The following is a 22,909-nucleotide window of genomic DNA, read 5'->3' on the forward strand; positions in this document are numbered from 1 at the left end:
AGCAGCAGCGGTGGCAGCAGCAGCGGCGGCAGCAGCAGCGGCGGCGCGTCTACCAACCCGATCGGCACGGTCGCCGGCACTGCCAGCACCGGTGTCGTCACGCAAGTGGGCAAGACGGTCAGCGATCTGGGCACCACGCTCGGCAGCACGCAACTGCCGCTGGTCAGCACGCAAACGAAAAGCGGCCTCTCGGGCGCAGTCGTCTCCACCGGCAACGCCGTGCAAACGCTGGGCAACGGCCTGACGAACGGTCTGGGCAAGCTGGGTTCGGTCTCCGACCCGCTCAACCCGACGCTCGCCAGCTTGGGCGGCGTGGTCTCGAACCTGGGTACCGCCGGCACGCAACTGGGTAGCGCCGTCGCCGGTCTCGGTCAAACGGGCCCGCTGGCCAACACCCCGATCAACGGCGTTACGACGCTGCTTGGCGGTGTCGTGACGGCCGTCGGCAACGGTGGCGTCGCCATCGGCAACAGCCTGACGAGCACGATCACCAGCGCCCCGGTGCAACAACTCACCACGGGCCTGTCGTCGGCCATCACGCCGATTACGAATGTAGTGACCAACACCACGCAAACGGTCGGCAACGTCACGGGCCTCGGTACGCCGGTGGCTGGCCTGCTGGCGCAAGTCGGCGGCGGCCTGGCCGGTGTCGGCACCAAGGTGGCCTCGCAACTCAACAACCCGATTGCCACGGACGTCGGCGGTCTGGTGGCAGGCGTGGGCAACACGGTGGCCAGCCTCGGCGGCCTCGTGCATGGCACACCCACCAGCACCAACCCGCTCGCCCCGCTCACCTCGGCCCTCGGCGGTCTCGGTGGTCTGGGAGGTCTTGGCGGCACGGGCACGGGCAACAGCCCGCTCGCTCCGGTCACGAATCTGCTGACCGGTCTGACGGGCGGCCTCGGCGGCGCCGCTGGCGGCACCTCGGGCAACAACCCGCTGGCCCCGGTCACGAACCTGCTCTCCGGTTTGACGGGTGGCCTCGGCGGTGCCGCAGGCGGGTCGTCGGGCAGCAACCCGCTGGCCCCGGTGACCAATCTGGTTGCCGGCCTGACGGGTGGCCTCGGTGGCGCGACGGGTGGCACGTCGGGTAGCAACCCGCTGGCCCCGGTGACCAACCTCGTGGCCGGCCTGACGGGCGCGCTGGGTGGTTCGGCCTCGGCAGGTGCCGGCGGCTCGGCCGGCTCGGGCGGTGCTTCGGCAGGCGCAGGCGGCTCGGCCTCCACGGGTGCCCTGGCACCGGTGACCAACCTCCTTGGCGCCGTCACGGGTGCCGCAGGCGGTGCCACCGGTTCGGCAGGCGCCAACGGCGGTCTGCTGGCCCCGGTGACGGGCTTGCTCGGCGGCCTGCTCGGCGGCGGCAAGAAGTAAGCCGCCCCGGCCCAACCATCGACCGACAGACGCGAGAACAGGAGTCACGATCATGACCCGAGCGATTCCCCCACCCGCCTGCGATCGCCGCGATCCGGCCCTCCTCCCGATGTCCGCACATCGGGTCGAGAAGGTCCGGATCCGGTCCACCCCAAACGCCGCCCGCCCTCGCCGCCTCACCAGACTTCAGCGGCTACAGAGCGACCGGCCCAGGTTTCTGAAATGGAAGTAACCCGGCAATCGAAGACATAACCACAGACGACTCCGCGCGGCACGCCGCCGGGACACAGTAAAACGATCAGGGAGATGAACATCATGTCGAACGCACTGCAACGTACCCTTCTGGCCTCTGCCGCTATCGGCATGATCGCACTCACCGGCTGCTCCAGCGGCGGCGGCGGAAGCGGCGCCACGGCCACCGGCACCACGGGCACCCCGAATGCTGTCGGCACCACGGCCACCGGCGCCGGCGGCGTCGTCAGCTCCGCCGGCAACGTCGTGAGCGCCTTGGGCAATCAGGTCGCCAGCACCAACCTGCCGCTGGTCTCGCCGCAAGCCACGCAAGGCATGGGCAACGCTCTCGTGCAGACCGGCAACGCCGTCACCGATCTCGGCAACGGCGTGAGCAGCGGCCTCGGCCAGATCGGCGCGTCGAAAGACCCCGTCGGCACCACGCTCGCCAGCACCGGCAACGTCGTGACCGATCTCGGTAACGCAGGCGTCTCGCTGGGTAGCGGCGTCGCCGGTATCGGCAAGAGCGGCCCGCTCGCCGGTACGCCGGTCGACACGCTGACCGGTGCCCTCGGCAACGTCGTGGCCACGGTCGGTCAAGGCGGCATTGCCGGCGGCGCGATCCTCAAGCAGGCCTTCTCCGGCGGCCCGCTCGTGACGGCGACCACCGCACTCTCGTCGGCCATCACCCCGATCACCAATGTGGTCTCGGATACGACCCGCACCGTGGGTAACACCACGGGCCTCGGCGGACCGGTACAGAACCTGCTCACCACGCTGGGCAACACCGTGGGCACCGTCGGCACGACGTTGCGCGGTGCGTCCTCGAACCAGGTCGTCTATGCCCTGGGCGGCACGGTCATCGCTACCGGCAATACGGTGGCAGGGCTGGGTGGCTTCGTGAATGGTCAGACGTCCACCGGTTCTTCGAACCCGTTCGGCTCGCTGCTCGGCAACCTGGGCACCACGGCCGCAGGCGGCGGCACCGGCTCGGCGGGCAACCCGCTCGGCTCGATCACGGGCCTGCTGGGCGGCCTCGGTGGTGCGAGCGGCGGCAGCAGCCCGTTGGCCCCGGTTACCAACTTGCTCTCGGGCTTGTCGGGTGCCGCAGGCGGCTCGGGCGGCAGCAGCCCGCTCGCCCCGGTCACCAACCTGCTCTCGGGCGTGTCAGGCGCCGCAGGCGGCTCGGGCGGCAGCAGCCCCCTCGCTCCCGTGACGAATCTGCTCTCCGGTGTCACCGGTGCGGCAGGCGGCAGCACCGGCTCGGGCGCGGCAGGTGGCCTCGGCGGACTGCTCGCACCGGTCACCGGCTTGCTCGGCAGTCTCGGAACGGTGGCGAAGTAACGCGCAGCGTTCTAGCGAAATACCCCTCGCGCAACGGTCACCCACTGACTGGTTGATGCGCACTTGATCGATAAGGAGATGCCATGGCCCGCTTCATTCCCGACACCGGCCTTTTGATGCGCGGCCATGGCGAATCTGCCACGCAAATGACCGAACCGGCAGCCATTCGCGATACCGGCAACGGCGCATTTTCGAACCACTTGCACAACACCTCCGGCACCGACCACGGTGCCGCTTACGGGGCGGCGTCGTCCGCCTCCCAGCTCAACGGAGCGCACAGCACCATGAGCGATCGACACACGAACCGCAACGATCTCGTCTCTGGCATCGTCCGCTCGCTTGGACGCCGGCTCGCCGTGTACACCGCGCTCTATCACGCCGCACTCGCCGAACAACTCGGCCTGAACGTCACCGATCTGAACGCGCTCGATCTGATTCTCGAACTCGAATCGATTACCGCGGGGCAACTCGCCGAACTCATGGGTGTGAGCTCCGGCGGCATCACCACCGTCATCGACCGGCTGGAGCGCGCAGGTTTCGTCGAGCGCGAGAAGAACCCGCACGATCGCCGCATGGTGATGATTCACCCCATCGAAGAACGCTGTGCACAAATCGAACAGTTCCTGTCGTCGGTGTCGCGCGAACTCACGGCCGTGAGTGCCGCGTACGACCAGAACGAACTCGCCGCCATTCACGACTTTCTGGTGCAGAGCATTCGCACGCTCAAGAGCGAGACCTTCCGTCTGCGCTTCGAAGCGGATCAGGACATCGCCGGACTGGTTTCGACCGGCAGGCCGGCCCCGGCGCGCACGTGAGTGTGCGCGACGCATCTGCCGCCGGGCCGGCCCTCGAGTTGGCCACCGGGTTTGCCACATTATGGAGACACGTCATGTCGAAGCACTTGCGTCCTACCCTGCTCGCCGCGCTGGTGGCAGGTGTCGTGGGAGTTACGGGTTGCTCGAGTTCGGGCAGCGGCAGCGGTGCGACGGGCAACACGCCCACCAACCCGACGAACCCCACCAATCCGACGAACCCGACAAACCCCACCAACCCGACCACGCCCACCAGCAGCAATGGTGTTGTCAGCTCCGTGGGCTCGGTGGTGAGCGCAGTCGGTAATCAGGTGTCGGGCACGACGATTCCGGGCGTCTCGCCGCAAGTCAATCAGGGCCTTGGCGGCGCGCTCACGCAAACCGGCAATGCCGTCACCGACTTGGGTACCGGCGTGGGCAACGGGCTCGGACAACTGGGTAAATCCGGCACCGACCCCGTCGGCACCACGCTCGCCAGCACCGGCAACGTGGTGACCGATCTGGGCAATGCCGGAGTCTCGCTCGGCAGCGGTATCGCCGGTATCGGCAAGAGCGGTCCGCTCGCCGGTACACCGGTCGACACGCTGACGGGTGTGCTCGGGAATGTGGTCGCGACCGTCGGTCAGGGTGGCGTGAAAGGCGGCGCGGCACTCACGCAAGTGCTGACCAGTGCACCGGTCGTGCAGGCGACGACAGCACTCTCGTCCGCCGTCACGCCGATCACGAACACGGTGGTGAACACCACGCAAACATTGGGTAACACCACCGGGTTGGGTGCGCCGCTTTCCGGGCTGCTCGGTACCGTGGGCGGTGCCTTGAATTCCGCTGGCGCACAGGTCAAGGGAGCGGCACCGAATGCGGTGGTGGCGAGTCTCGCCAATCCGCTCATGGCACTCGGCAACACCGTGACCAGTGCGGGGGGATTGCTGACCGGCAGCACCAGCAGCTCGAACGCCAATGCGCTCGGCACGGTACTCGCCAACGTCGGCAATACGACCGTCACGCCGACATCGGCCAGCGGCACGAATCCGCTGGGCGCGCTGACGGGCCTGTTGGGTGGTCTCGGTGGAGCGACGGGTTCGTCGGGCGGGACAGGCAGCAATCCGCTTGGGGCCGTTACCGGTTTGTTGGGCGGGTTGTCTGGATCGACCGGGTCAGGGTCATCGGCCAGTAATCCGCTCGGTGCTGTCACGGGCCTGTTAGGCGGTGTGACCAACACGGCGGGCGGCTCTGGCAGCGCCAGCAATCCGCTCGCACCGGTGACCACATTGCTGAGCTCGGTGACCGCACCGCTCACGTCGATTGCAGGCAATACGTCGGGCGGTTCTGGCGGCGCAGGCGGCCTGCTCGCGCCGGTGACGGGTTTGCTGGGCGGGCTAGGAAATAAGCGGTGAATCGGCATCGAATGCAGGGCCGGTAGTTCGCAGTTCGCGAGAGGGAGCAGTGCTGGGGGTGGAAGGCGGCGTAGTGCAGACAGCCTGAAGAAGGCGTCTTGAAATGAGTGTCTGAAGGGCGAGGGAGGGCGGCAAGCCCGGACAGTGTGGCGACACTGCCCGGGCTTTGTCGCATGCGTGTTTTTGTACCCCTACGTGCGTGTCGTGCGTGTGGTGCGTGTGGTGCGTGTCGCGTCCGTGATCTGAGCCCCAAACAAAACACCCGCCGTAGCGGGTGTTTTTGTTTCGTGCCGAGAACGCGTACGGCTTACTGTTCGCGAATCCAGGTTTGCGTGCGGCCCAGCAGCGATACGCCGATGTAGCCACGCACCTCTAGCTTCTTGCCGCCTTCGATCACCGTCATCTTGCAGCGGTATTCCTTGCCGTTCTCCGGGTCGAGAATCTTGCCGCCGTCGAATCCGTCGCCGTCGCGGCGCACGCCGTTGATGATCTGAAGTCCCAGCATCTTCTGCCCCTTGCGGGCGTCGGTGCAAGCCGTGCAAATACGTTCGGGATCGTCGCTCTCGCCAAGACCCTTGGTAATCGTGCCAATGTATTCACCGTCTTTTTCGGTGATCGTCACGAGCGCCTTCGGCTTGCCGGTGTTGTCGTCGATCGTCTTCCAGACACCTGCCGGTGTCATCGCGTCGGCGGCCATCGCCAACGTCGCGCCGCCCATCAGGGCCACCGCCACCAGTGCACGTGCACCCAGACGTCGCCACGACGTCGCATTGGAAATCTGCATCATGATTGTCTTCCTCCCAGATACGGAATTGATTCTCGTAGGACTCACTCGCCGGCAAGTCTCGTGCTGCCGCGCGCGTCAGCCGTTTTGAAGATTACGCCAAAGGCGTGGCCCCGTGCTGAGGAAGTCCTCTAGCGCGGGGCCGCTTCAATGCGTCAATTCCGGTAGTTTCCTGCGATCTCGGGGAGGCGGTTGAGCGCTACTCTTCGCGCACCCACGTCTGGGTTCGCCCCAGCAGGGTCACGCCGAGGTAGCCGCGCACTTCGAGCTTCTTGCCGCCGTCGACCACCCGCACCTTGCAGCCATATTCGCTGCCGCTGTCCGGGTCGAGAATCTTGCCGCCGGTATATTCGTCGCCCTCTTTGTGCAGGCCGCGAATGATCTCAAGCCCCTGAAGCTTCTTCCCCTTGCGCCAGTCGGTGCACGCGGAGCAGACACGTTCGAGCGCGTCGTGGCGGCCGAGACTTCGCGTGAGCGCGCCGACGTATTCCCCGTTCTTCTCGGTGATGGTGATGAGCGCCTTGGGCTCACCCGACTTGTCGTCGATGATCCGCCACACACCAGCAGGTGTCGTCTCGTCGGCAAACGCGGCATGTGCCGCGCCGCCCATCAGTGACATGGCCAGTAGCGCACCGGCGCCCAGTCGCCGCCATGACGTCGTATTCAAAATCTGCATCAGACTTACCTTCGTCCCGTAGAAGGGAGGTTCTGTTTCCTTGTGCGACTACCCCTGACTCGTGCGCCAGACGGAATTCCGTTGGCCGAAACCGGGCATTGTCACCGCATTTTGCGTCGTTTTTATTTCCGGTGCTTACCACGCTGCCCGGGATGGCCCGAACGCGGCACGGCGACGGCGCTCGGTCGATTACAGCGGGGGCACCGCAATGGCCGTCAACCGCCACTGCACAAGGTTTCGGCGCGTGAGCGTGAACGTCACCACACGCTCGGGACGGTCGCTGCGTGAGACGTGCACGAGGAAGTGGTTGAAGTCCTGAAACTCGGTGCGCGTGAGCGTGCGCGCGCGCTCGTTGGCCGGTGCCGCGCCGGACGGTGCGGTATCGCCGCTGCCGGTCGACGGTGTGGCCGGTGCCGGGCTGCCGCCCTCATTCGCCGCGCTCGGTGGCGTGACATCACGCGGCGCAGGCGCGCCCGGTGCGGGCGGCAAGCCGGTGCTGTCGCCACGCAGCATGGCGGCCACCGCCTCCGGCGTGAGCAGCGCTTCGACCACCCGGTCCGACACCCAGCCACCAAACGCCAGCGCCAGCGCGCCCAGTGCATTGCCGCGCTGTTTGTCCATTTGGCGCGAGAGTTCGTCGTGCAGGCTCGATTTCAGGCTTTCGCGCACGGCCGGATAGTCGACATACGTCGACAGCGTATCGGCGTCACGCGCGTTCGCCGCGTCGCGTGCGCGCCACAACGTGTAATAAGGCGTGCCGAACAGCAAGCCCAGCACCACCACCAACGCCACTAGGGCAATCCACAACTTACGCATTGCGCAGACTCCGACGATAAACATCGCATGGTACGTAGCACATTACGTTGCCTGCGTACCGGCTTACATTGCTTTACAAATCTTTACAGCAAGTGGGACCCAGCCCTCTTACTCTCGAAGCGTAGCCGCACGATCCGTACACGCGCGAGCGTCAGTTTCCCCTTTCGGGACGCTGATGGCGCACGCGCCGTCACTGGCCATACGATTGGCCGGCTGGCAGACCGAATTTCAGGCTGAACCGAGCGGCAACTTAACCGACAAGGAGGTGGCAGCATGCGTCACACCCGACTTGTCCCGATACTCTGTTTCGTCCTGCTGGCCGGTGCCTCGATGGGCACCATGGCGCAGACAACGTCGCACAGCCGGTTCTTCGCCGGCTGGTTTGCGCAGGGAAGCGAGCGCCCGGACGGGCGCGGCAATGGCAACAACAACGGCGGTAACAATGGGGCTCGCGGTGGCCCGGGCGGGCCGTCGCGTCCGCCGCAAGAGGTGCGTCCGCAAGGTGACTTGCGGGGCGATATCTACAACCACATTCGCGAACAGCGCCAGGCCCCGCCGCCGCAACCGCCGCGCGAGCGCAACAACAATCGCGGGCGCTGATTAGCGCCGCGGCATCAGACCGGCCACATCACGTCAGCGACGTGTCCACCACACGGCGCGGTGTTTCGAGATATTCCAGCGACTGCATCTCAACCAGACGCGACACCGTACGGGTGAATTCGTTGGCGAGCGTGCCCTCGGTGTACAACTGCTCGGGCGGCACCGCCGCCGACATCAGCAGCTTCACCTTATGGTCGTAGAACACGTCTACGAGCCACGTGAAGCGACGCGCTTCCGACGCCATACGCGGTGTCATCTGCGGCACATCCGACAGCACCACGGTATGGAAACGGTTCGCCAGTTCGAGGTAATCGTTCTGTGAGCGCGGGCCGCCGCAAAGCGTGTGGAAGTCGAACCACACCACACCGCCTGCGCGACGCAGTGCCTTCAATTCCCGTTGTTCGATATGCAGCAGCGGGCTTTCGTCCGGCACCCCGGCAATCTCGGCAAACGCGGCGCGCAGCGCGCGGTTCGCTTCATTGCCCAGCGGGTAGTGATAGACCTGCACCTGCGCCAGCGTGCGGCGGCGATAGTCGATACCGGCATCGACGTTGAGCACGTCGAGCTTCTCTTCGAGCAGCCTGATGGCGGGCAGCACGCGATCGCGATGCAGGCCGTCCGGGTACAGCGTGTCGGGACGATAGTTCGACGTCATCACGAACTGCACGCCGTTCTTGAACAGCTCCGAGAGCAGGCGGTGCAGAATCATCGCGTCGGCCACGTCGGACACGTGAAATTCATCGAAGCAGATGAGCCGGTACCGCTTGGCGATGCGCTTGGCCAATTCGTCCAGCGGATCAGGCAAGCCCTTGAGCGCCTGCAACTGGTGGTGCACTTCGCGCATGAACTCGTGGAAGTGCAGGCGCGTCTTGCGCTGCAACGGCACCACCGAGTAGAAGCTGTCCATCAGGAAGCTCTTGCCGCGCCCTACCCCGCCCCACAGGTACACGCCCTTGGGCAGATCCGGGTGCACGAGCCACTTCTTGAGCGTGTTCGAGCGCTTGGCCTTGTAGGCCGCCCATTCGTCGTAGCACTGTTGCAGTCGATCGACGGCACGCTCCTGCGCTTCGTCGGGCTGGTAGCCGCGCGCGGCCAGTTCTTGTAGGTAGTATTCGCGAACGTTCATGCGGACAGCGCGCCGGAAGACGGGCAAAAAGAGCAACGTGGATCAGGAGTCGGGAAAAAACAAAGGCGAGTTGCCTCGCCTTTGTTCGTACTTCTCAGTGCAACCCGCTTACTTGTTCAGCGCGCGCTTCTCGACATCGAGGGCGGCTTCGCGCATCACTTCGGACAGCGACGGGTGCGGATGGCAGATACGGCCGATGTCTTCCGACGCCGCCTTGAACTCCATCGCCACCACGGCTTCGGCAATCAGGTCCGAAGCGTTCAGGCCGATCACGTGCACGCCGAGGATTTCGTCGGTCTTGGCATCGGCCAGCACCTTCACGAACCCATCCGACGAGCCCATGCCCAGCGCACGGCCATTGGCCGCGAACGGGAACTGACCCGGCTTGAACTCACGGCCTTCGGCCTTCAGCTGCTGCTCGGTCTTGCCGACCCAGGCGATTTCCGGCGAGGTGTAGATCACCCACGGAATGCAGTTGTAGTCGATGTGCGGCTTTTGACCGGCGATGACTTCGGCCACCAGCACGCCTTCGTCTTCCGCCTTGTGGGCCAGCATCGGGCCACGCACCACGTCACCGATCGCGTACACGTTCGGCAGCTTGGTGGCGCAGTGGTCGTCCACCGGGATGAAGCCGCGCTCGTCGGTCGCGAGACCGATGTTGCCCAGGCCCAGATCGTCGGTGTTCGGCACGCGGCCGACCGACACGATCAGACGGTCGACGACGAGCGTCTTGGCGTTGCCCGCGTTGTCCGTGTACTCGACCGTGACGTTATCCTTGCCGGTCTTGACTTCGCCGACCTTCACGCCGACGTTGATGTCCAGACCTTGCTTCTTGAACTGCTTGGCGGCTTCCTTGGCGACGCCGGCGTCGGCGGCAGCCAGGAATTCCGGCATGGCTTCGAGCACGGTGACTTCGGCACCCAGACGGCGCCACACCGAACCCAGTTCCAGACCGATCACGCCAGCGCCGATCACGCCCAGCTTCTTCGGCACGGTGTCGAACGAGAGCGCACCTTCGTTATCCGAGATGAGCTGGTTGTCGACCGGCATGCCCGGCAGGTGACGGGCCTTCGAACCCGTGGCGATGATGATGTTCTTGGCGTTGACCGATTCGTTCTCGGCGCCCGTCACATCGATCTGATAGCCAGCGTCGTTCTTGGCGATGATCTTGCCGTGACCCTTGAGCCACGTGATCTTGTTCTTCTTGAACAGATACTCGATACCGCCCGTCATCTTGTCGACGATGCCTTGCTTGCGCGTGAGCATCTTGGCGATGTCGATCTTCACGTCCGACGTCGTAATGCCGTGATCGGCCAGGTGATGACCGACCTTTTCGAACTCTTCCGACGACGCGAGCAGTGCCTTCGACGGAATGCAGCCCACGTTCAGGCACGTACCGCCCAGCACCATCTTGCCGGCCGGGTTGGTCCACTTCTCGACGCAAGCGACCGAGAAACCGAGTTGGGCAGCGCGGATCGCGGCGATATAACCGCCGGGGCCGGCGCCGATAACGACGACATCAAATTCTTTGTTTGCCATTTTGAGACTCAGTGAGGTTGACGGCAGGGGGAGGCGCGGTGTGCCGGCCACCATGCTAAGCATGGCCGGGCAGACACCGCGCAGTGCGCGCTAACGCTTACAGGTCGAGCAGCAGGCGCGCCGGATCTTCCAGCGCTTCCTTCATGGCGACGAGGCTCAGCACGGCTTCGCGGCCGTCGATGATGCGGTGGTCGTAGCTCATGGCCAGATAGTTCATCGGACGGATGACGATCTCGCCGTTCACCACGACAGCGCGTTCCTTCGTGGCGTGCACGCCAAGAATGGCCGACTGGGGCGGGTTGATAATCGGGGTCGACAGCATCGAGCCGAACACACCGCCGTTCGAGATCGAGAACGTACCGCCGGTCATTTCTTCGATCGACAGCTTGCCGTCGGCAGCCTTCTTGCCGTACTCGGCGATCTTCTTCTCGATGTCGGCCAGGCTCATCTGGTCGGCATTGCGCAGAATCGGCACCACCAGACCACGCGGCGAGCCGACAGCGATACCGATGTCGAAGTAGCCGTGGTAGACGATGTCGTTACCGTCGATCGAGGCGTTCACGGCCGGGTACTTCTTGAGCGCGTGCACAGCAGCCTTGACGAAGAACGACATGAAACCCAGCTTCACGCCGTGTTCCTTCTCGAACTTGTCCTTGTACTTGTTGCGCAGGTCCATCACCGGCTTCATGTCCACTTCGTTGAACGTGGTCAGAATGGCGTTGGTCTGTTGCGATTGCAGCAGGCGCTCGGCGATACGGGCGCGCAGACGCGACATCGGCACGCGCTGTTCCGGACGGCCTTCCAGCGACGTGTCGCGGCCAACGGCGGCAGCCACCGACGGCAGCGAGGCGCGTTGCGCCGGGGCCGGGATCGAAGCAGCAGCGGCCGGCTTGGCGGCGCCAGCGGCCAGGGCGTCGCCCTTGGTCACGCGGCCGTCGCGGCCCGAGCCGGCAACGTCGGTTGCCGACAGGTTCTTCTCGGCCAGCACCTTGGCAGCGGCCGGGCTGGCGATGCCACCCGAAGCACCACCCGTGGCAGCAGCGGCTGCGGGGGCAGCGGCCGGTGCAGCGGCTTCCGCCGGCTTGGCGGCGACCGGCGCAGCAGCGCCTGCCTTGGCTTCGGTGTCGATCTTGGCGATGATTTGTTCCGACGTCACCGTGTCGCCAGCGCTGGCCGTCACTTCGACGAGCACGCCTGCGGCCGGGGCCGGCACTTCGAGCACGACCTTGTCGGTCTCGACTTCGATCACGGTTTCATCTTGGGCGATGGCTTCGCCGACTTTTTTCTTCCAGTCGAGCAGGGTGCCTTCGGAAACCGACTCGGAAAACTGGGGGACTTTGACTTCAACAATGGCCATTTCTGGATCCTGGATTCGATAAACGTTCAATTCGGAAATACGGCAGCGGCCGTCCCTGGGGGAGGACGACCGCTGTAAGACCTAACCGGTTACTGCACCACGGTCGCGCCCTTCAGGCGACCGAAAGCCGTATCGAGCAACTGCTTGAGCTGTTCGTAATGCTTGGCGTAGTAGCCCACCGCAGGCGAGGCCGAGGCCGGACGACCGGCGTAAGCCAGCTTCTGACCGGCGCTCATGCTCTCTGCCAGATGGTGTTCGATGTAGAACCACGGACCCTGGTTTTGCGGTTCGTCCTGGGCCCACACCACTTCGGCGAGGTTTTCGTACTTCTTCAGCTCGTTCTCGAACGCCTTGTGCGGGAACGGGTAGAGCTGTTCCACACGGACGATCGCGGTGTCGGTCGACTTGTCTTCGCGACGGCGGGCAATCAGGTCGTAGTACAGGCGGCCCGAGCAGGCGACCACGCGCTTGACCTTCTTGGCGTCGATCGAAGCATCGGTCTCGCCGATGACCGTCTGGAAGCCGCCCTTGGCGAGTTCCGACAGGTCGCTCACGGCTTCCTTGTGACGCAGCAGCGACTTCGGCGTGAACACGATCAGCGGCTTGCGCAGCTGGCGGATCATCTGACGGCGCAGCAGGTGGAAAATCTGTGCCGGCGTGGTCGGCTGAACCACTTGCATGTTCGTATCGGCGCACAGTTGCAGGTAGCGTTCGATACGTGCCGACGAGTGTTCCGGACCCTGGCCTTCATAGCCGTGCGGCAGCAGCATCGTCAGGCCCGACACGCGGCCCCACTTCACTTCACCGCTCGAGATGAACTGGTCGATCACGACTTGGGCGCCGTTGGCGAAGTCGCCGAACTGGCCTTCCCACAGCACCATCGTGTTCGGCTCAGCCGTCGAGTAACCGTATTCGAAGCCCAGCACGGCTTCTTCGGACAGCACCGAGTCGATCACCGTGAAGTTGGCCTGACCTTCGGCCACGTGTTGCAGCGGCACGTACGTACCGTCGTTCCAGCGTTCGCGGTTTTGATCGTGCAGCACCGAGTGGCGGTGCGTGAACGTGCCACGGCCCGAATCCTGACCGGTCAGGCGCACTGCGAAGCCCGACGAGACCAGCGATGCGAAGGCCAGGTGTTCGCCCATACCCCAGTCGAGCGGCTGCTCGCCCAGACCCATCTTGCGACGGTCGTTGATGACCTTCTCGACGAGCGGGTGAACCTTGAAGTTCGCCGGGATCGTCGTGATGCGCTCAGCCAGACGCTTGAGTTCAGCCAGCGGCACGGCCGTGTCGGCCTTGTCGGTCCACTGCTTGTTCAGGAACGGCACCCAGTCCACCGAGTACTTGCTCTTGTAGTTCGAGAGCACCGGATCGATGGTGTGGTGACCGTCGTCCATGGCCTTGCGGTAGGCCTTGACGAAGCCGTCGCCTTCTTCGGCGGTGATCACGCCTTGCGTGACCAGCTTCTCGACGTACAGCGCGCGCGTGCCCGGGTGTTGGGCAATCTTCTTGTACATCAGCGGCTGCGTGACCGCCGGGGTGTCTTGCTCGTTGTGACCCAGCTTGCGGTAGCAAACGATGTCGACCACGGCGTCCTTCTTGAATTCCTGACGGAATTCGAGGGCCAGTTGCATGGCCAGCACGACCGCTTCCGGATCGTCACCGTTCACGTGCAGCACCGGCGCTTCGATCATCTTGACCACGTCCGAGCAGTACGTCGTCGAACGGGCGTCACGCGGGTCCGACGTGGTGAAGCCGATCTGGTTGTTGATGACGATGTGCACCGTGCCGTGCGTGCCGTAACCACGCGTTTGCGCGAGGTTCAGCGTTTCCATCACGACGCCCTGGCCTGCGAAGGCCGCGTCGCCGTGCACTTGCACCGGCAGCACGCTGGCGGCATCGGCTTCGCCACGGCGGTCCATACGGGCCTTGGCCGAACCTTCGACCACCGGGTTCACGATTTCCAGGTGCGACGGGTTGAACGCCAGCGACAGGTGGACCGGGCCACCGCTCGTCGAGACGTCGCTCGAGAAACCCTTGTGGTACTTCACGTCACCAGCCGGCAGGTCGTCGACGTGCTTGCCTTCGAATTCGGCGAACAGGTCCGACGGCATCTTGCCGAGGGTGTTGACCAGCACGTTCAGACGGCCGCGGTGGGCCATGCCGATCACGATTTCTTGCACGCCCTTGGCACCGGCGTGGTGAACCAGTTCGTCCATCGCCACGATGAACGATTCGCCGCCTTCGAGCGAGAAGCGCTTCTGGCCGACGAACTTGGTATGCAGGAAGCGCTCGAGGCCTTCAGCGGCCGTCAGGCGTTCCAGAATGTGCTTTTTCTTTTCAGCGGTGAAGTTGGGCGTTGCACGCGCCTTCTCCAAACGCTCTTGCCACCAGCGCTTCTGCACCGGGTCGCTGATGTACATGTACTCGGCGCCGATCGAGCCGCAGTACGTGTCGCGCAGCGACTTCAGGAGGTCACGCAGGCTGGCTTGCTCGAAACCGAAGTACGTGTTCTCAGCGGAGTACACGCCATCCATGTCGGCTTCGGTCAGGTCGTAGAAGGCCGGTTCCAGTTCCGGAATGGCCGGGCGTTCCTGACGCTTGAGCGGATCCAGGTTGGCCCAGCGGGCACCCAGAAAACGGTAGGCGGCAACGAGCGACTGCACGTGAACCTGCTTGCGGGCCACGGCCATGTCGGACGCACCGGTACGCGGCAGGAAGGCATTGGCCTTCGCGCGTTGGGCGAACGACTCCACGATCGGGGCGTGAGCCACGTCGTTGGCGTTGGAACCATCAACAGCGGGAACGTTTTGCAGCGCGTCGAAATACTGGCGCCAGTTGTCCGGCACAGAAGCCGGATTATCAAGATACGACTCGTACAACTCTTCAACGTAGGGGGCATTGCCGCCGAAGAGATACGAGTTCGCTTGGAATTGTTCCATCAAACTCATTTTGCGCTCACCTTTTCTACGAGTAGCTCGAGAAATAGCGGGTTACGAAACCTTCCGCGACACGGCCTGACCGGATAGCGGATTGCGTGAATCAAGTGGTGCTTGGAAGGACCTGATCAATCACGGCGAGGAGCATAGCACGTTTTCCCCGCACCCACCGGGCCGGAAAGCCGTCACACGGGGCTGACCGGCGTTACCGTCCGTTACGCTCCATTAGGCTCCCGGACGGCCTTCACAGCCCCGCAAACGGGCGTTTGACGCATTGACGCCCCAAAACCGGCTGCCGCTAACCTGCCGCTATTCGACCCTGATTTTGCGACACTGCCCCTCGAATGCGCCGTCAACACGCCGTCATCACGCATGACGCGGTAACGCCAGATGTTATCGGCAAACGGTTTCCGCTTTATGTTTATATGGAAATTGGATATATAGGAATTAAATTTTATTATTTTAATTTCTAATCAGTGACCGATATCGTGTCGACTATCCCCTTGCCGGTCCATCTGGGGGTGGCTTGACGGGTCAGACCCGCCCGGGCTTCCGTGCTGGTCCGGCCCCTGGAGCCAACAAAGACATGCAAGAGACGACGCCTCTCACTGCCCAGCAGGCCCAGTTGCTCAGCCAACTGGTCCAAGGCCTTTCTACCGAACAGCTCGCGTGGGTGCGCGGCTTTCTCGCCGGTATCAATCACTCGGTCAAGCAAGCAGGCACGCAAGCCCCGGCCGCGACGGCCAGCGCCGCCGCCCCGCAGCTGACCATTCTGTATGGTTCGCAGACGGGCCACGCACAGGAAGTCGCCGAACACGCGAAGACACGTGCCGTCGCCGCCGGCTTCAAGGTCGACCTGTTCGCGATGGGTGACTATAAAGCGTCGCGCCTGAAGAACGACAAGCTGCTGCTCGTCGCAGTCTCCACGCAGGGCGAGGGCGAACCGCCCGACGATGCCCGCGATTTCTACGAATTCCTGCATGGCGAGAAGGCCCCGAAGCTTCAGGGCACCCGCTTTGCCGTGCTGGGTCTGGGCGATTCGAGCTATGAGAAGTTCTGCCAGGCCGGCAAGGACTTCGATACGCGCCTCGCCGCGTTGGGCGCCGAGCGTCTGGTCAACCGTGTCGACAGCGATGTCGACTACGACGCCCCGGCCGAGCGCTGGATCGAAGAAGCGGTTGAAGCCCTCAAGCGCGTGGCCGCACCGGCCACGGCAGGCGCCGGCAATGCCGCTGGCAACGACGGCTTCAGCCTCGCCGCCCTCGCCAGCGGCGTAGCCCCGGCCGCCGCGGCCAGCCAGTACAGCCGCAAGCATCCGTTCGAAGCGACCGTGCTCGAGAACATCAAGCTCTCCGGCCGTGGCTCCTCGAAGGAAGTGCATCACGTCGAACTCTCGCTCGAAGGCTCGGGCCTCACGTACGAGCCGGGCGACGCGCTGGGTGTGGTCGTGAAGAACGACGACACGCTGGTCGACGACCTGATCGATACGCTCGCCCTCGACCCGCAAGCGACCACGACTACGCAAGACAGCACCCTCACCCTGCGCGACGCGTTCCTGCGCGCTTACGACATCACCACGCTCTCGCGCGCCTTCCTCGAGAAGTACGCCGCGCTGGCCGAGTCGACCGAACTCAAGGCGCTGCTCGCGGTGGGTAACGAAGCCGCCCTGCGCGACTATCTGTATGGCCGCGACGTGCTCGACGTGGTGCGCCAGTTCCCGGCCCGCAAGGTGAAGGCGGCCGAATTCGTCGGCACGCTGCGCACGCTTCAGCCGCGTCTGTACTCGATCGCATCGAGCCTCGCCGCGAACCCGGAAGCCGTGCACATCACCGTGGGTGCCGTGCGCTACGACAGCCATGGCCGCGCGCGTCGCGGGGTGGCATCGACGTATCTGGCCGACATCGCCCGCGAAGGCGAAACGGTGCCGGTCTATATTGAAGCGAACCGCAACTTCAAGTTGCCGGGCGACACCAACGCCCCGGTCATCATGATCGGCCCGGGTACCGGCATCGCCCCGTTCCGCGCCTTCGTCGAAGAGCGTCAGGCGCTCGACGCCCCGGGCAAGAACTGGTTGTTCTTCGGCGATCGCAACTTCCGCACCGACTTCCTGTACCAGCGCGAATGGCAGCGCTACGTGAAAGACGGCGCACTCAACAAGATTGATCTGGCGTTCTCGCGCGACACCGAAGACAAGGTCTACGTGCAGCACCGCATGCGCGAGCAAGGCAAGGAACTGTACGCATGGCTGCAAGAAGGCGCGCACCTCTACGTGTGCGGCGACGCCGACCAGATGGCACGTGACGTGAACACCGCACTGGTGGACATCGTGGCCGAGCATGGCGGTCTGGCCGCCGACGCCGCCGCCGAGTACGTGAAGACGCTGCAACGCGAAAAGCGCTATCAGCGCGACGTGTACTGATCGAAGAACGATTCAGCCTGAACCGATAACAGCAGTCGATAACAGCAGCCCACATGACGCAAACAACGCAAGCCAACGCCGCGCCCGCGGCAGCGCGCTCCGAGGTCGAGAAGATCAAGGACGTCAGCAACTACCTGCGCGGCACCATTGCCGAAGGCCTCGCCGACCCGCTCACGGGCGCGATCTTCGAGCGTGACGCCCAGTTGCTCAAGTTCCACGGCTCGTACATGCAGGACGACCGCGACCTGCGCGGCGAACGTCAGAAGCAGAAACTCGAACCGGCCTACCAGTTCATGATCCGGCTGCGCATGCCGGGCGGCGTGTGCACGCCCGAGCAATGGCTCAAGCTCGACGATCTGGCGCAGAAATACGGCGGCAACACCATTCGTCTGACCACGCGTCAGACCGTGCAGTATCACAACGTGCTCAAGCACCAGTTGCGCCCGCTCATTCGCGGCATGGACGAAGTGGCCATGACCAGCATCGCCGCCTGCGGCGACGTGAACCGCAACACGCTGGTGTCGAACAACCCGCATCTGTCGCCGGCCCACGCGGCCGCGCTCGACTGGTGCCTGAAGATCGACCAGCACCTGCTGCCGCAAACCACCGCGTACCGTGAAATCTGGCTGGGCGACAAGCGTCTGGGTGCGGGCAAGGAAGATCACGAGCCGATCTACGGCAAGCACTATCTGCCGCGCAAGTTCAAGATCGCCATCGCGATTCCGCCGAACAACGACGTCGATATCTACGCCAACGATCTGGGCTTCATCGCGATCGTGAACGCCGACGGCCAGCTCGAAGGCTTCAACGTGACGGTAGGCGGCGGCATGGGCATGACGCACGGCGACGCCGCGACGTATCCGCGTGCGGGCACCGTCATCGGCTACACGCCGGCAGACCGCATCGTCGACGTGGCCGAGAAAGTGCTGCTCGTGCAGCGCGACTTCGGCGACCGTACGAACCGCAAGCATGCACGCCTGAAGTACACCATCGACGACCGTGGTGTGGAGTGGTTCAAGGAAGAACTCAATCGCTATCTGGGCTGGAATCTCGAGCCGGTGCGCGCCTTCAAGTTCACCACCAACGGCGATCAGTACGGCTGGCTCAAGGGCGCCGACGATCTGTGGCACCTGACGCTGTTCATCCAGAACGGCCGCGTGAAGGACTGGGACGACTACCGCCTGATGACCGGCCTGCGTGAAGTCGCCAAGGTGCACGACGGCGACATCCGCATCACCGGCAATCAGAACCTGATCATCGGTCGCGTCAGTGAAGCGAACAAGCCGCAGATCGAAGCACTGGTGAAGGAGTACGGTCTGCTCGACGGCAAGCATCAAGGGGCCCTGCGCCTGAACTCGATGGCCTGCGTCGGCTTCCCGACCTGCGGTCTGGCGCTGGCAGAAAGCGAACGCGCGCTGCCCGAACTGGTGACGCGTCTGGAAAAGGTGCTGGATGACACCGGCCTTGCCGGCGAGCCGATCACCATTCGCACGACGGGCTGCCCGAACGGCTGCGCACGCCCGTATCTGGCCGAGATCGGTCTGGTCGGCAAGTCAACGGGCAAGTACAACCTGTATCTGGGTGCCGGCTTCCACGGCCAGCGTCTGAACAAGCTCTACAAGGAGTCGGTGAACGACGACCAGATCGTGGCGGAGCTCACTCCCCTCTTCCAGCAATATGCCAAGACGCGCGAAGCGGGTGAGAAGTTCGGTGACTTCCTCGTGCGGCAAGGCATCGTGAAGGAAGTGGTCGATGCCCGCGAGGACTTCCACGGCTGATCGGCACGGTGTGAGCAGAAAACAAAAACGCGACGGTTTTCCCGTCGCGTTTTTGTTGATGGCTTACCGTACGAGTGCAGCACCGAAGTCCTGCATCACCACCTCATACGTCAGTCGTTGCTGCCTGCGTACGGCACCATGCAGCGCCTGACGGTGGCTTCGAAGTCAGGCGAGACCTTGCTGCCCGGCGTCTCGTAGTACTGCACGCGGGCGCCGAAGCCACCCTGCATGATGTCCACGTACGGGTTGTAGGTCGCTTTGCCCTCGGCATCCGGTCCACGATAGACGCGCACGCGGTCGGCGCCTTGACGCGCATAGCCGGTCGAATCGACGTTCGGAGACAGTTCGCTCCAGCCGTGATAGATGCAGTTGAGCACCATGAAGCGGTCGGCTTCGGTCCCCTGGTCGAGCAGTCGCCCCGTTGCCGGATCGGGCCGGCTCATCTGGTTGATCGGACCGCAACCTGCCAGGATCGCTACTGCCGCCAACAGCGCCATTCGCTTCATACCTCGACACCCTCAACTGAACAAAAGATGCCGAATGTTACCCGGTTCGGCGCGCCGCCGCCATGAACCCGCCCAAAGCGAGGCACGGCAACGGCTGCCGACGTCATGCCGCCAACGTCAACGGCGGCGTCGCTACGGCATGCAGCGCGGCACGCCGTTGGCTGGCCGCGTGACTTTCATCGCCTAACCGGAAGCGAGCCATCTCGGCACGCAAGGCACTCGTCTGATCTTCGAGCGAGGCGGCTGCGGCGGCCGCCTGCTCGACCAGCGCCGCGTTCTGCTGCGTGACGGTATCCATTTGCGTGACGGCCTGATTCACCTGCTCGATGCCGCCGCTCTGCTCGTCGGACGCTGCCGAGATTTCGCCCATGATGTCGGTCACGCGCTGCACCGCTTGCACGATGTCGTTCATCGTGCGGCCAGCTTCGGCCACCAGCGATGACCCGTCAGACACCTTTTGCGCCGAGGCCTCGATCAACGCCTTGATCTCGCGGGCTGCCGTGGCGCTGCGTTGCGCGAGCGTGCGCACTTCCCCGGCCACCACCGCGAAGCCCCGTCCCTGCTCGCCTGCTCGCGCCGCTTCCACCGCCGCATTGAGCGCCAGAATATTGGTCTGGAACGCGATGCCGTCGATCACGCTGATGATCTCCACGACCTGCGACGAGCTGCTGGAAATGCCGTGCATCGTATCGACCACGCGTGCGACTACCTGTCCGCCGCGCGAAGCAATGTCCGATGCGTTGACGGCAAGCTGGCTCGCCTGACGCGCATTGTCGGCATTCTGTTTGACGGTCGCGGTCAACTCTTCCATCGACGACGCCGTCTCTTCCAGCGATGCCGCCTGCTGCTCCGTACGGGCCGACAGATCCGTGTTGCCTGCCGCAATCTCTGCCGTCGCAGTGGCCATCGCATCGCAACTGCGGCGTACCCCGCGAATCGTGCCCGCCAGCCGCGACTGCATTGCATCGACGCCGCGCATGAGCAGCGACATCTCGTCCTTGCCCCGCACTTCAATTTGGTTGTCGAGTTGACCTGCCGAGATGGCTTCGAAATGTGCCAGCGCGTCGTGCAGCGGCCGCATGATCGCGCCGCGCAGCGAGAAGTAACAGGCAATCGAGAGCAGCACGCCCAGCACGGTGGCGGCCACGCTCACCCAGCGGAATATGGCGAGCTCGGCCATCGAGGCCTCATAGGTCTCGCGTCCGAGCTTCATCTTGTAGGCCGCCAGCGCGTCGCTCACTGTCGTCAGCGCCGCATAGTTCTTGGGCAGCGAGTTCATGGTGATATCGTCCATGGCCACGCGATCGCCGGCGTTGATGGCGGCGATCATCGGGTTCATGCCTTTCTCGAAGAACGTCGCACGGCGCGCGGCAACCTCATCAGCCATGCGTTGTTCCTCGGCGCCACGGGGCAGTGCCAGATAGGCAGCCCACGCCGCGTCGGCATCCTTGAGCATGCCCTGCGCCCGGCTGACGACCTTGGGGACGTCGGGAGAATCGGGGTGAAGCACCACCCGGTCCAGAATGGCGCGCGTGCGGGCCAGTGTGGCGTTGTCCTTGCCCAGTGCCACCGTCGCCGCAAGATGACTTGCATACGTCTCACGCAGTGCATCGCCCGTGCGCGTCATGCCGGCGATACCCAGCGCGCCCATCAGAATCAACAATGCCGCCAACAGCGCCATGGTCAAGCCCAGGCGCGCCTTAATCGAAAAGCTCCGCAACATGCTGTCGTCTCCGTCTCTATCATGGGTGGCTCACCCCCTGTCCGGCCTCTGACGGGCCGGTCATACTTGTGACATCGGCGCGGCGCGCGCCAGACTTGAGCATCCTGCGGGTTTACGTGCCCACCCGCCAAGCCTTTGACACACGCTCGTCTTGACGTAAATCAAGCGAGCGATGCACGCCTCACCGCCGCGCGGCCGTCTTGTGCAGCAAAACCAGAGATGTACTCGACGGACTGGGGAGCCGGTCCGATGATATGTCATATTTTATATATCTAAACAACTTATTCGAATCATGATCGAAGGTCTCGAGAAGCTATTGGCCGCTGGCAAAGACAACGCGTTGCTGCGATTCGGGCTGGGAAAAGCCTATCTGGATGCCCAGAACTTCGCGGTGGCGGCTGAGCACCTCACCCATTGCGTGGCGTTCGATCCGGCTTACACCGCCGCGTGGAAGCTGCTGGGCAAAGCACGTCAGGGGGCGGGGGATATCGAGGGCGCCCGCGACGCATGGACGCGTGGCATTGCGGCAGCGCAATCGCACGGCGACCGTCAGGCGGAGAAGGAAATGACGATTTTTCTGAAACGGCTGGGCTGACCCTGCTGAAATGGCGGGGAAGCCCGCCAGATAAGGGTTTGACGTCACCCACGGCACTCAACCGGCGTGCACGCCATTGACGTGGTATCTTGCAGCTTACGTTTTTTGACCCGCTGGTATACCCGAGATCGTCGTGATTGCCGCGATCGCTGCCATGGCTGCAATGTCTGCCCTCGCACCCTCGCCACGATTGCCCCGGGTCATCCACCGGCCCCCACTCGACTGCCTCGCCCAACATGCCTTCAATCGCAACCTGGCTGGCCTTCGCGCTTGTCGCCATCGGTATGGCCCTCACGCCCGGGCCGAACATGATGTATCTGATCTCGCGCTCCCTGTGTCAGGGGCCTGCGGCGGGACTGGTCTCGTTGGGCGGTGTCGCGCTCGGCTTCGTGGTCTACATGATCAGCGCCGCCTTCGGCATTACCGCCCTGCTCTTCGCGGTGCCGTTTGCGTACGACGTGCTGCGCTTCGGCGGTGCGGTCTATCTGCTCTGGCTGGCGTGGCAGGCACTCAAGCCGGGCGGGCGTTCGCCGTTCGAAGTGCGCGCCTTGCCGCGTGACAGCAATCGCCGCCTGTTCCTGATGGGCCTGTTCACCAGCGTGCTCAACCCGAAGATCGCCATGTTGTATCTGGCGCTGCTGCCGCAGTTCGTGCACCCGGAAAATGGCAGCGTGCTCACCCAGTCGCTGGTGCTGGGGACCACGCAGATCGTTTGCAGCGTACTGGTGAATGCCAGCGTGGCGCTGTCGGCCGGGGCCATTGCGACGTTCTTCGCACAACGCCCGGCGTGGCTGCGCATTCAGCGCTGGCTGATGGGCGGTGTGTTGGGTGCGCTGGCCCTGCGCATGGCCACCGAAGCACGCCGTTGAGTTTTTGGAGGTGGCCCGCCATGGCGTGGC

General features: G+C 64.2%; 18 protein-coding genes. 9 read left to right on the top strand and 9 right to left on the bottom strand.

All coding sequences use genetic code 11. The annotated features are described in order from the left end of the window. The 4 genes from CDV46_RS20490 to CDV46_RS20505 all read left to right on the top strand — a co-directional run. Positions 1-1,371 (top strand): collagen-like triple helix repeat-containing protein (locus tag CDV46_RS20490; RefSeq protein ID WP_087724667.1); only part of this gene is annotated, 1,371 nt, incomplete at its 5' end. A gap of 315 nt (positions 1,372-1,686) precedes the next feature. Continuing rightward, positions 1,687-2,946 (top strand): collagen-like triple helix repeat-containing protein, encoded by a 1,260-nt coding sequence (locus tag CDV46_RS20495; RefSeq protein WP_140413443.1) that lies wholly within the window; start codon positions 1,687-1,689, stop codon positions 2,944-2,946. A gap of 83 nt (positions 2,947-3,029) precedes the next feature. Then, positions 3,030-3,761: a MarR family winged helix-turn-helix transcriptional regulator gene (locus tag CDV46_RS20500; RefSeq protein ID WP_087687089.1), complete on the top strand. Its 732-nt coding sequence runs from the start codon at positions 3,030-3,032 to the stop codon at positions 3,759-3,761. A gap of 74 nt (positions 3,762-3,835) precedes the next feature. After that, a complete protein-coding gene (locus CDV46_RS20505; protein WP_087724669.1) occupies positions 3,836-5,152 on the top strand; it encodes a collagen-like triple helix repeat-containing protein in 1,317 nt (438 codons plus the stop codon). Positions 5,153-5,459: 307 nt separating this feature from the next. On the opposite strand, the gene CDV46_RS20510 is transcribed toward CDV46_RS20505, so the two are convergent. The 3 genes from CDV46_RS20510 to CDV46_RS20520 all read right to left on the bottom strand — a co-directional run bounded on the left by CDV46_RS20510 (position 5,460) and on the right by CDV46_RS20520 (position 7,428). After that, positions 5,460-5,870 carry a DUF2147 domain-containing protein gene (locus CDV46_RS20510; protein ID WP_249277425.1) on the bottom strand — a complete coding sequence of 137 codons (411 nt, stop codon included), beginning with the start codon at positions 5,868-5,870 and terminating at the stop codon, positions 5,460-5,462. Positions 5,871-6,135: 265 nt separating this feature from the next. After that, positions 6,136-6,612, bottom strand: coding sequence for a DUF2147 domain-containing protein (locus tag CDV46_RS20515; RefSeq protein ID WP_170935861.1), 477 nt, complete (start codon positions 6,610-6,612; stop codon positions 6,136-6,138). A gap of 189 nt (positions 6,613-6,801) precedes the next feature. Continuing rightward, positions 6,802-7,428 carry a DUF2939 domain-containing protein gene (locus tag CDV46_RS20520; protein WP_176399140.1) on the bottom strand — a complete coding sequence of 209 codons (627 nt, stop codon included), beginning with the start codon at positions 7,426-7,428 and terminating at the stop codon, positions 6,802-6,804. 273 nt (positions 7,429-7,701) lie between these two features. Here CDV46_RS20520 and CDV46_RS20525 point away from each other — a divergent pair, with 273 nt between their 5' ends. Continuing rightward, positions 7,702-8,028 carry a hypothetical protein gene (locus tag CDV46_RS20525; protein ID WP_087687084.1) on the top strand — a complete coding sequence of 109 codons (327 nt, stop codon included), beginning with the start codon at positions 7,702-7,704 and terminating at the stop codon, positions 8,026-8,028. A gap of 28 nt (positions 8,029-8,056) precedes the next feature. On the opposite strand, the gene zapE is transcribed toward CDV46_RS20525, so the two are convergent. The 4 genes from zapE to CDV46_RS20545 all read right to left on the bottom strand — a co-directional run bounded on the left by zapE (position 8,057) and on the right by CDV46_RS20545 (position 15,001). Continuing rightward, positions 8,057-9,154, bottom strand: a complete 1,098-nt coding sequence (gene zapE / locus CDV46_RS20530; protein ID WP_087687083.1) for a cell division protein ZapE — start codon at positions 9,152-9,154, stop codon at positions 8,057-8,059. A gap of 108 nt (positions 9,155-9,262) precedes the next feature. Then, a complete protein-coding gene (lpdA, locus tag CDV46_RS20535; RefSeq protein ID WP_058378225.1) occupies positions 9,263-10,693 on the bottom strand; it encodes a dihydrolipoyl dehydrogenase in 1,431 nt (476 codons plus the stop codon). A 97-nt stretch (positions 10,694-10,790) separates the two neighbouring features. Beyond that, positions 10,791-12,050, bottom strand: a complete 1,260-nt coding sequence (odhB, locus tag CDV46_RS20540) for a 2-oxoglutarate dehydrogenase complex dihydrolipoyllysine-residue succinyltransferase (protein ID WP_058378224.1) — start codon at positions 12,048-12,050, stop codon at positions 10,791-10,793. Between the two features lie 89 nt (positions 12,051-12,139). Beyond that, entirely contained in the window at positions 12,140-15,001 is a 2,862-nt protein-coding gene (locus tag CDV46_RS20545) for a 2-oxoglutarate dehydrogenase E1 component (protein WP_087687082.1), read from the bottom strand. Between the two features lie 574 nt (positions 15,002-15,575). On the opposite strand from CDV46_RS20545, the gene CDV46_RS20550 reads away from it, so the two are divergent. Further along, on the top strand, positions 15,576-17,408 hold the full coding sequence (locus CDV46_RS20550; RefSeq protein ID WP_087724673.1) for an assimilatory sulfite reductase (NADPH) flavoprotein subunit: 1,833 nt from the start codon (positions 15,576-15,578) through the stop codon (positions 17,406-17,408). A 53-nt stretch (positions 17,409-17,461) separates the two neighbouring features. Continuing rightward, the gene (locus CDV46_RS20555) at positions 17,462-19,186 is read left to right on the top strand and encodes an NADPH-dependent assimilatory sulfite reductase hemoprotein subunit (RefSeq protein WP_087724675.1); all 1,725 of its coding nucleotides are present in this window, start codon (positions 17,462-17,464) and stop codon (positions 19,184-19,186) included. A 110-nt stretch (positions 19,187-19,296) separates the two neighbouring features. Here CDV46_RS20555 and CDV46_RS20560 read toward each other — a convergent pair whose 3' ends face one another. Continuing rightward, on the bottom strand, positions 19,297-19,692 hold the full coding sequence (locus CDV46_RS20560; protein WP_087724677.1) for a hypothetical protein: 396 nt from the start codon (positions 19,690-19,692) through the stop codon (positions 19,297-19,299). A 103-nt stretch (positions 19,693-19,795) separates the two neighbouring features. Further along, positions 19,796-21,415 carry a methyl-accepting chemotaxis protein gene (locus CDV46_RS27580; protein WP_087724679.1) on the bottom strand — a complete coding sequence of 540 codons (1,620 nt, stop codon included), beginning with the start codon at positions 21,413-21,415 and terminating at the stop codon, positions 19,796-19,798. Between the two features lie 292 nt (positions 21,416-21,707). Here CDV46_RS27580 and CDV46_RS20570 point away from each other — a divergent pair, with 292 nt between their 5' ends. Together CDV46_RS20570 and CDV46_RS20575 are read left to right on the top strand one after the other, a co-directional pair. After that, entirely contained in the window at positions 21,708-22,010 is a 303-nt protein-coding gene (locus CDV46_RS20570) for a hypothetical protein (RefSeq protein WP_087687077.1), read from the top strand. 236 nt (positions 22,011-22,246) lie between these two features. Then, positions 22,247-22,879: a LysE family translocator gene (locus tag CDV46_RS20575; protein WP_087687076.1), complete on the top strand. Its 633-nt coding sequence runs from the start codon at positions 22,247-22,249 to the stop codon at positions 22,877-22,879. Positions 22,880-22,909 lie beyond the last annotated feature (30 nt).

It is taken from the genome of Pandoraea sp. PE-S2T-3, assembly GCF_002179965.1.
In the GTDB taxonomy this organism is placed as follows: Bacteria; Pseudomonadota; Gammaproteobacteria; order Burkholderiales; family Burkholderiaceae; genus Pandoraea.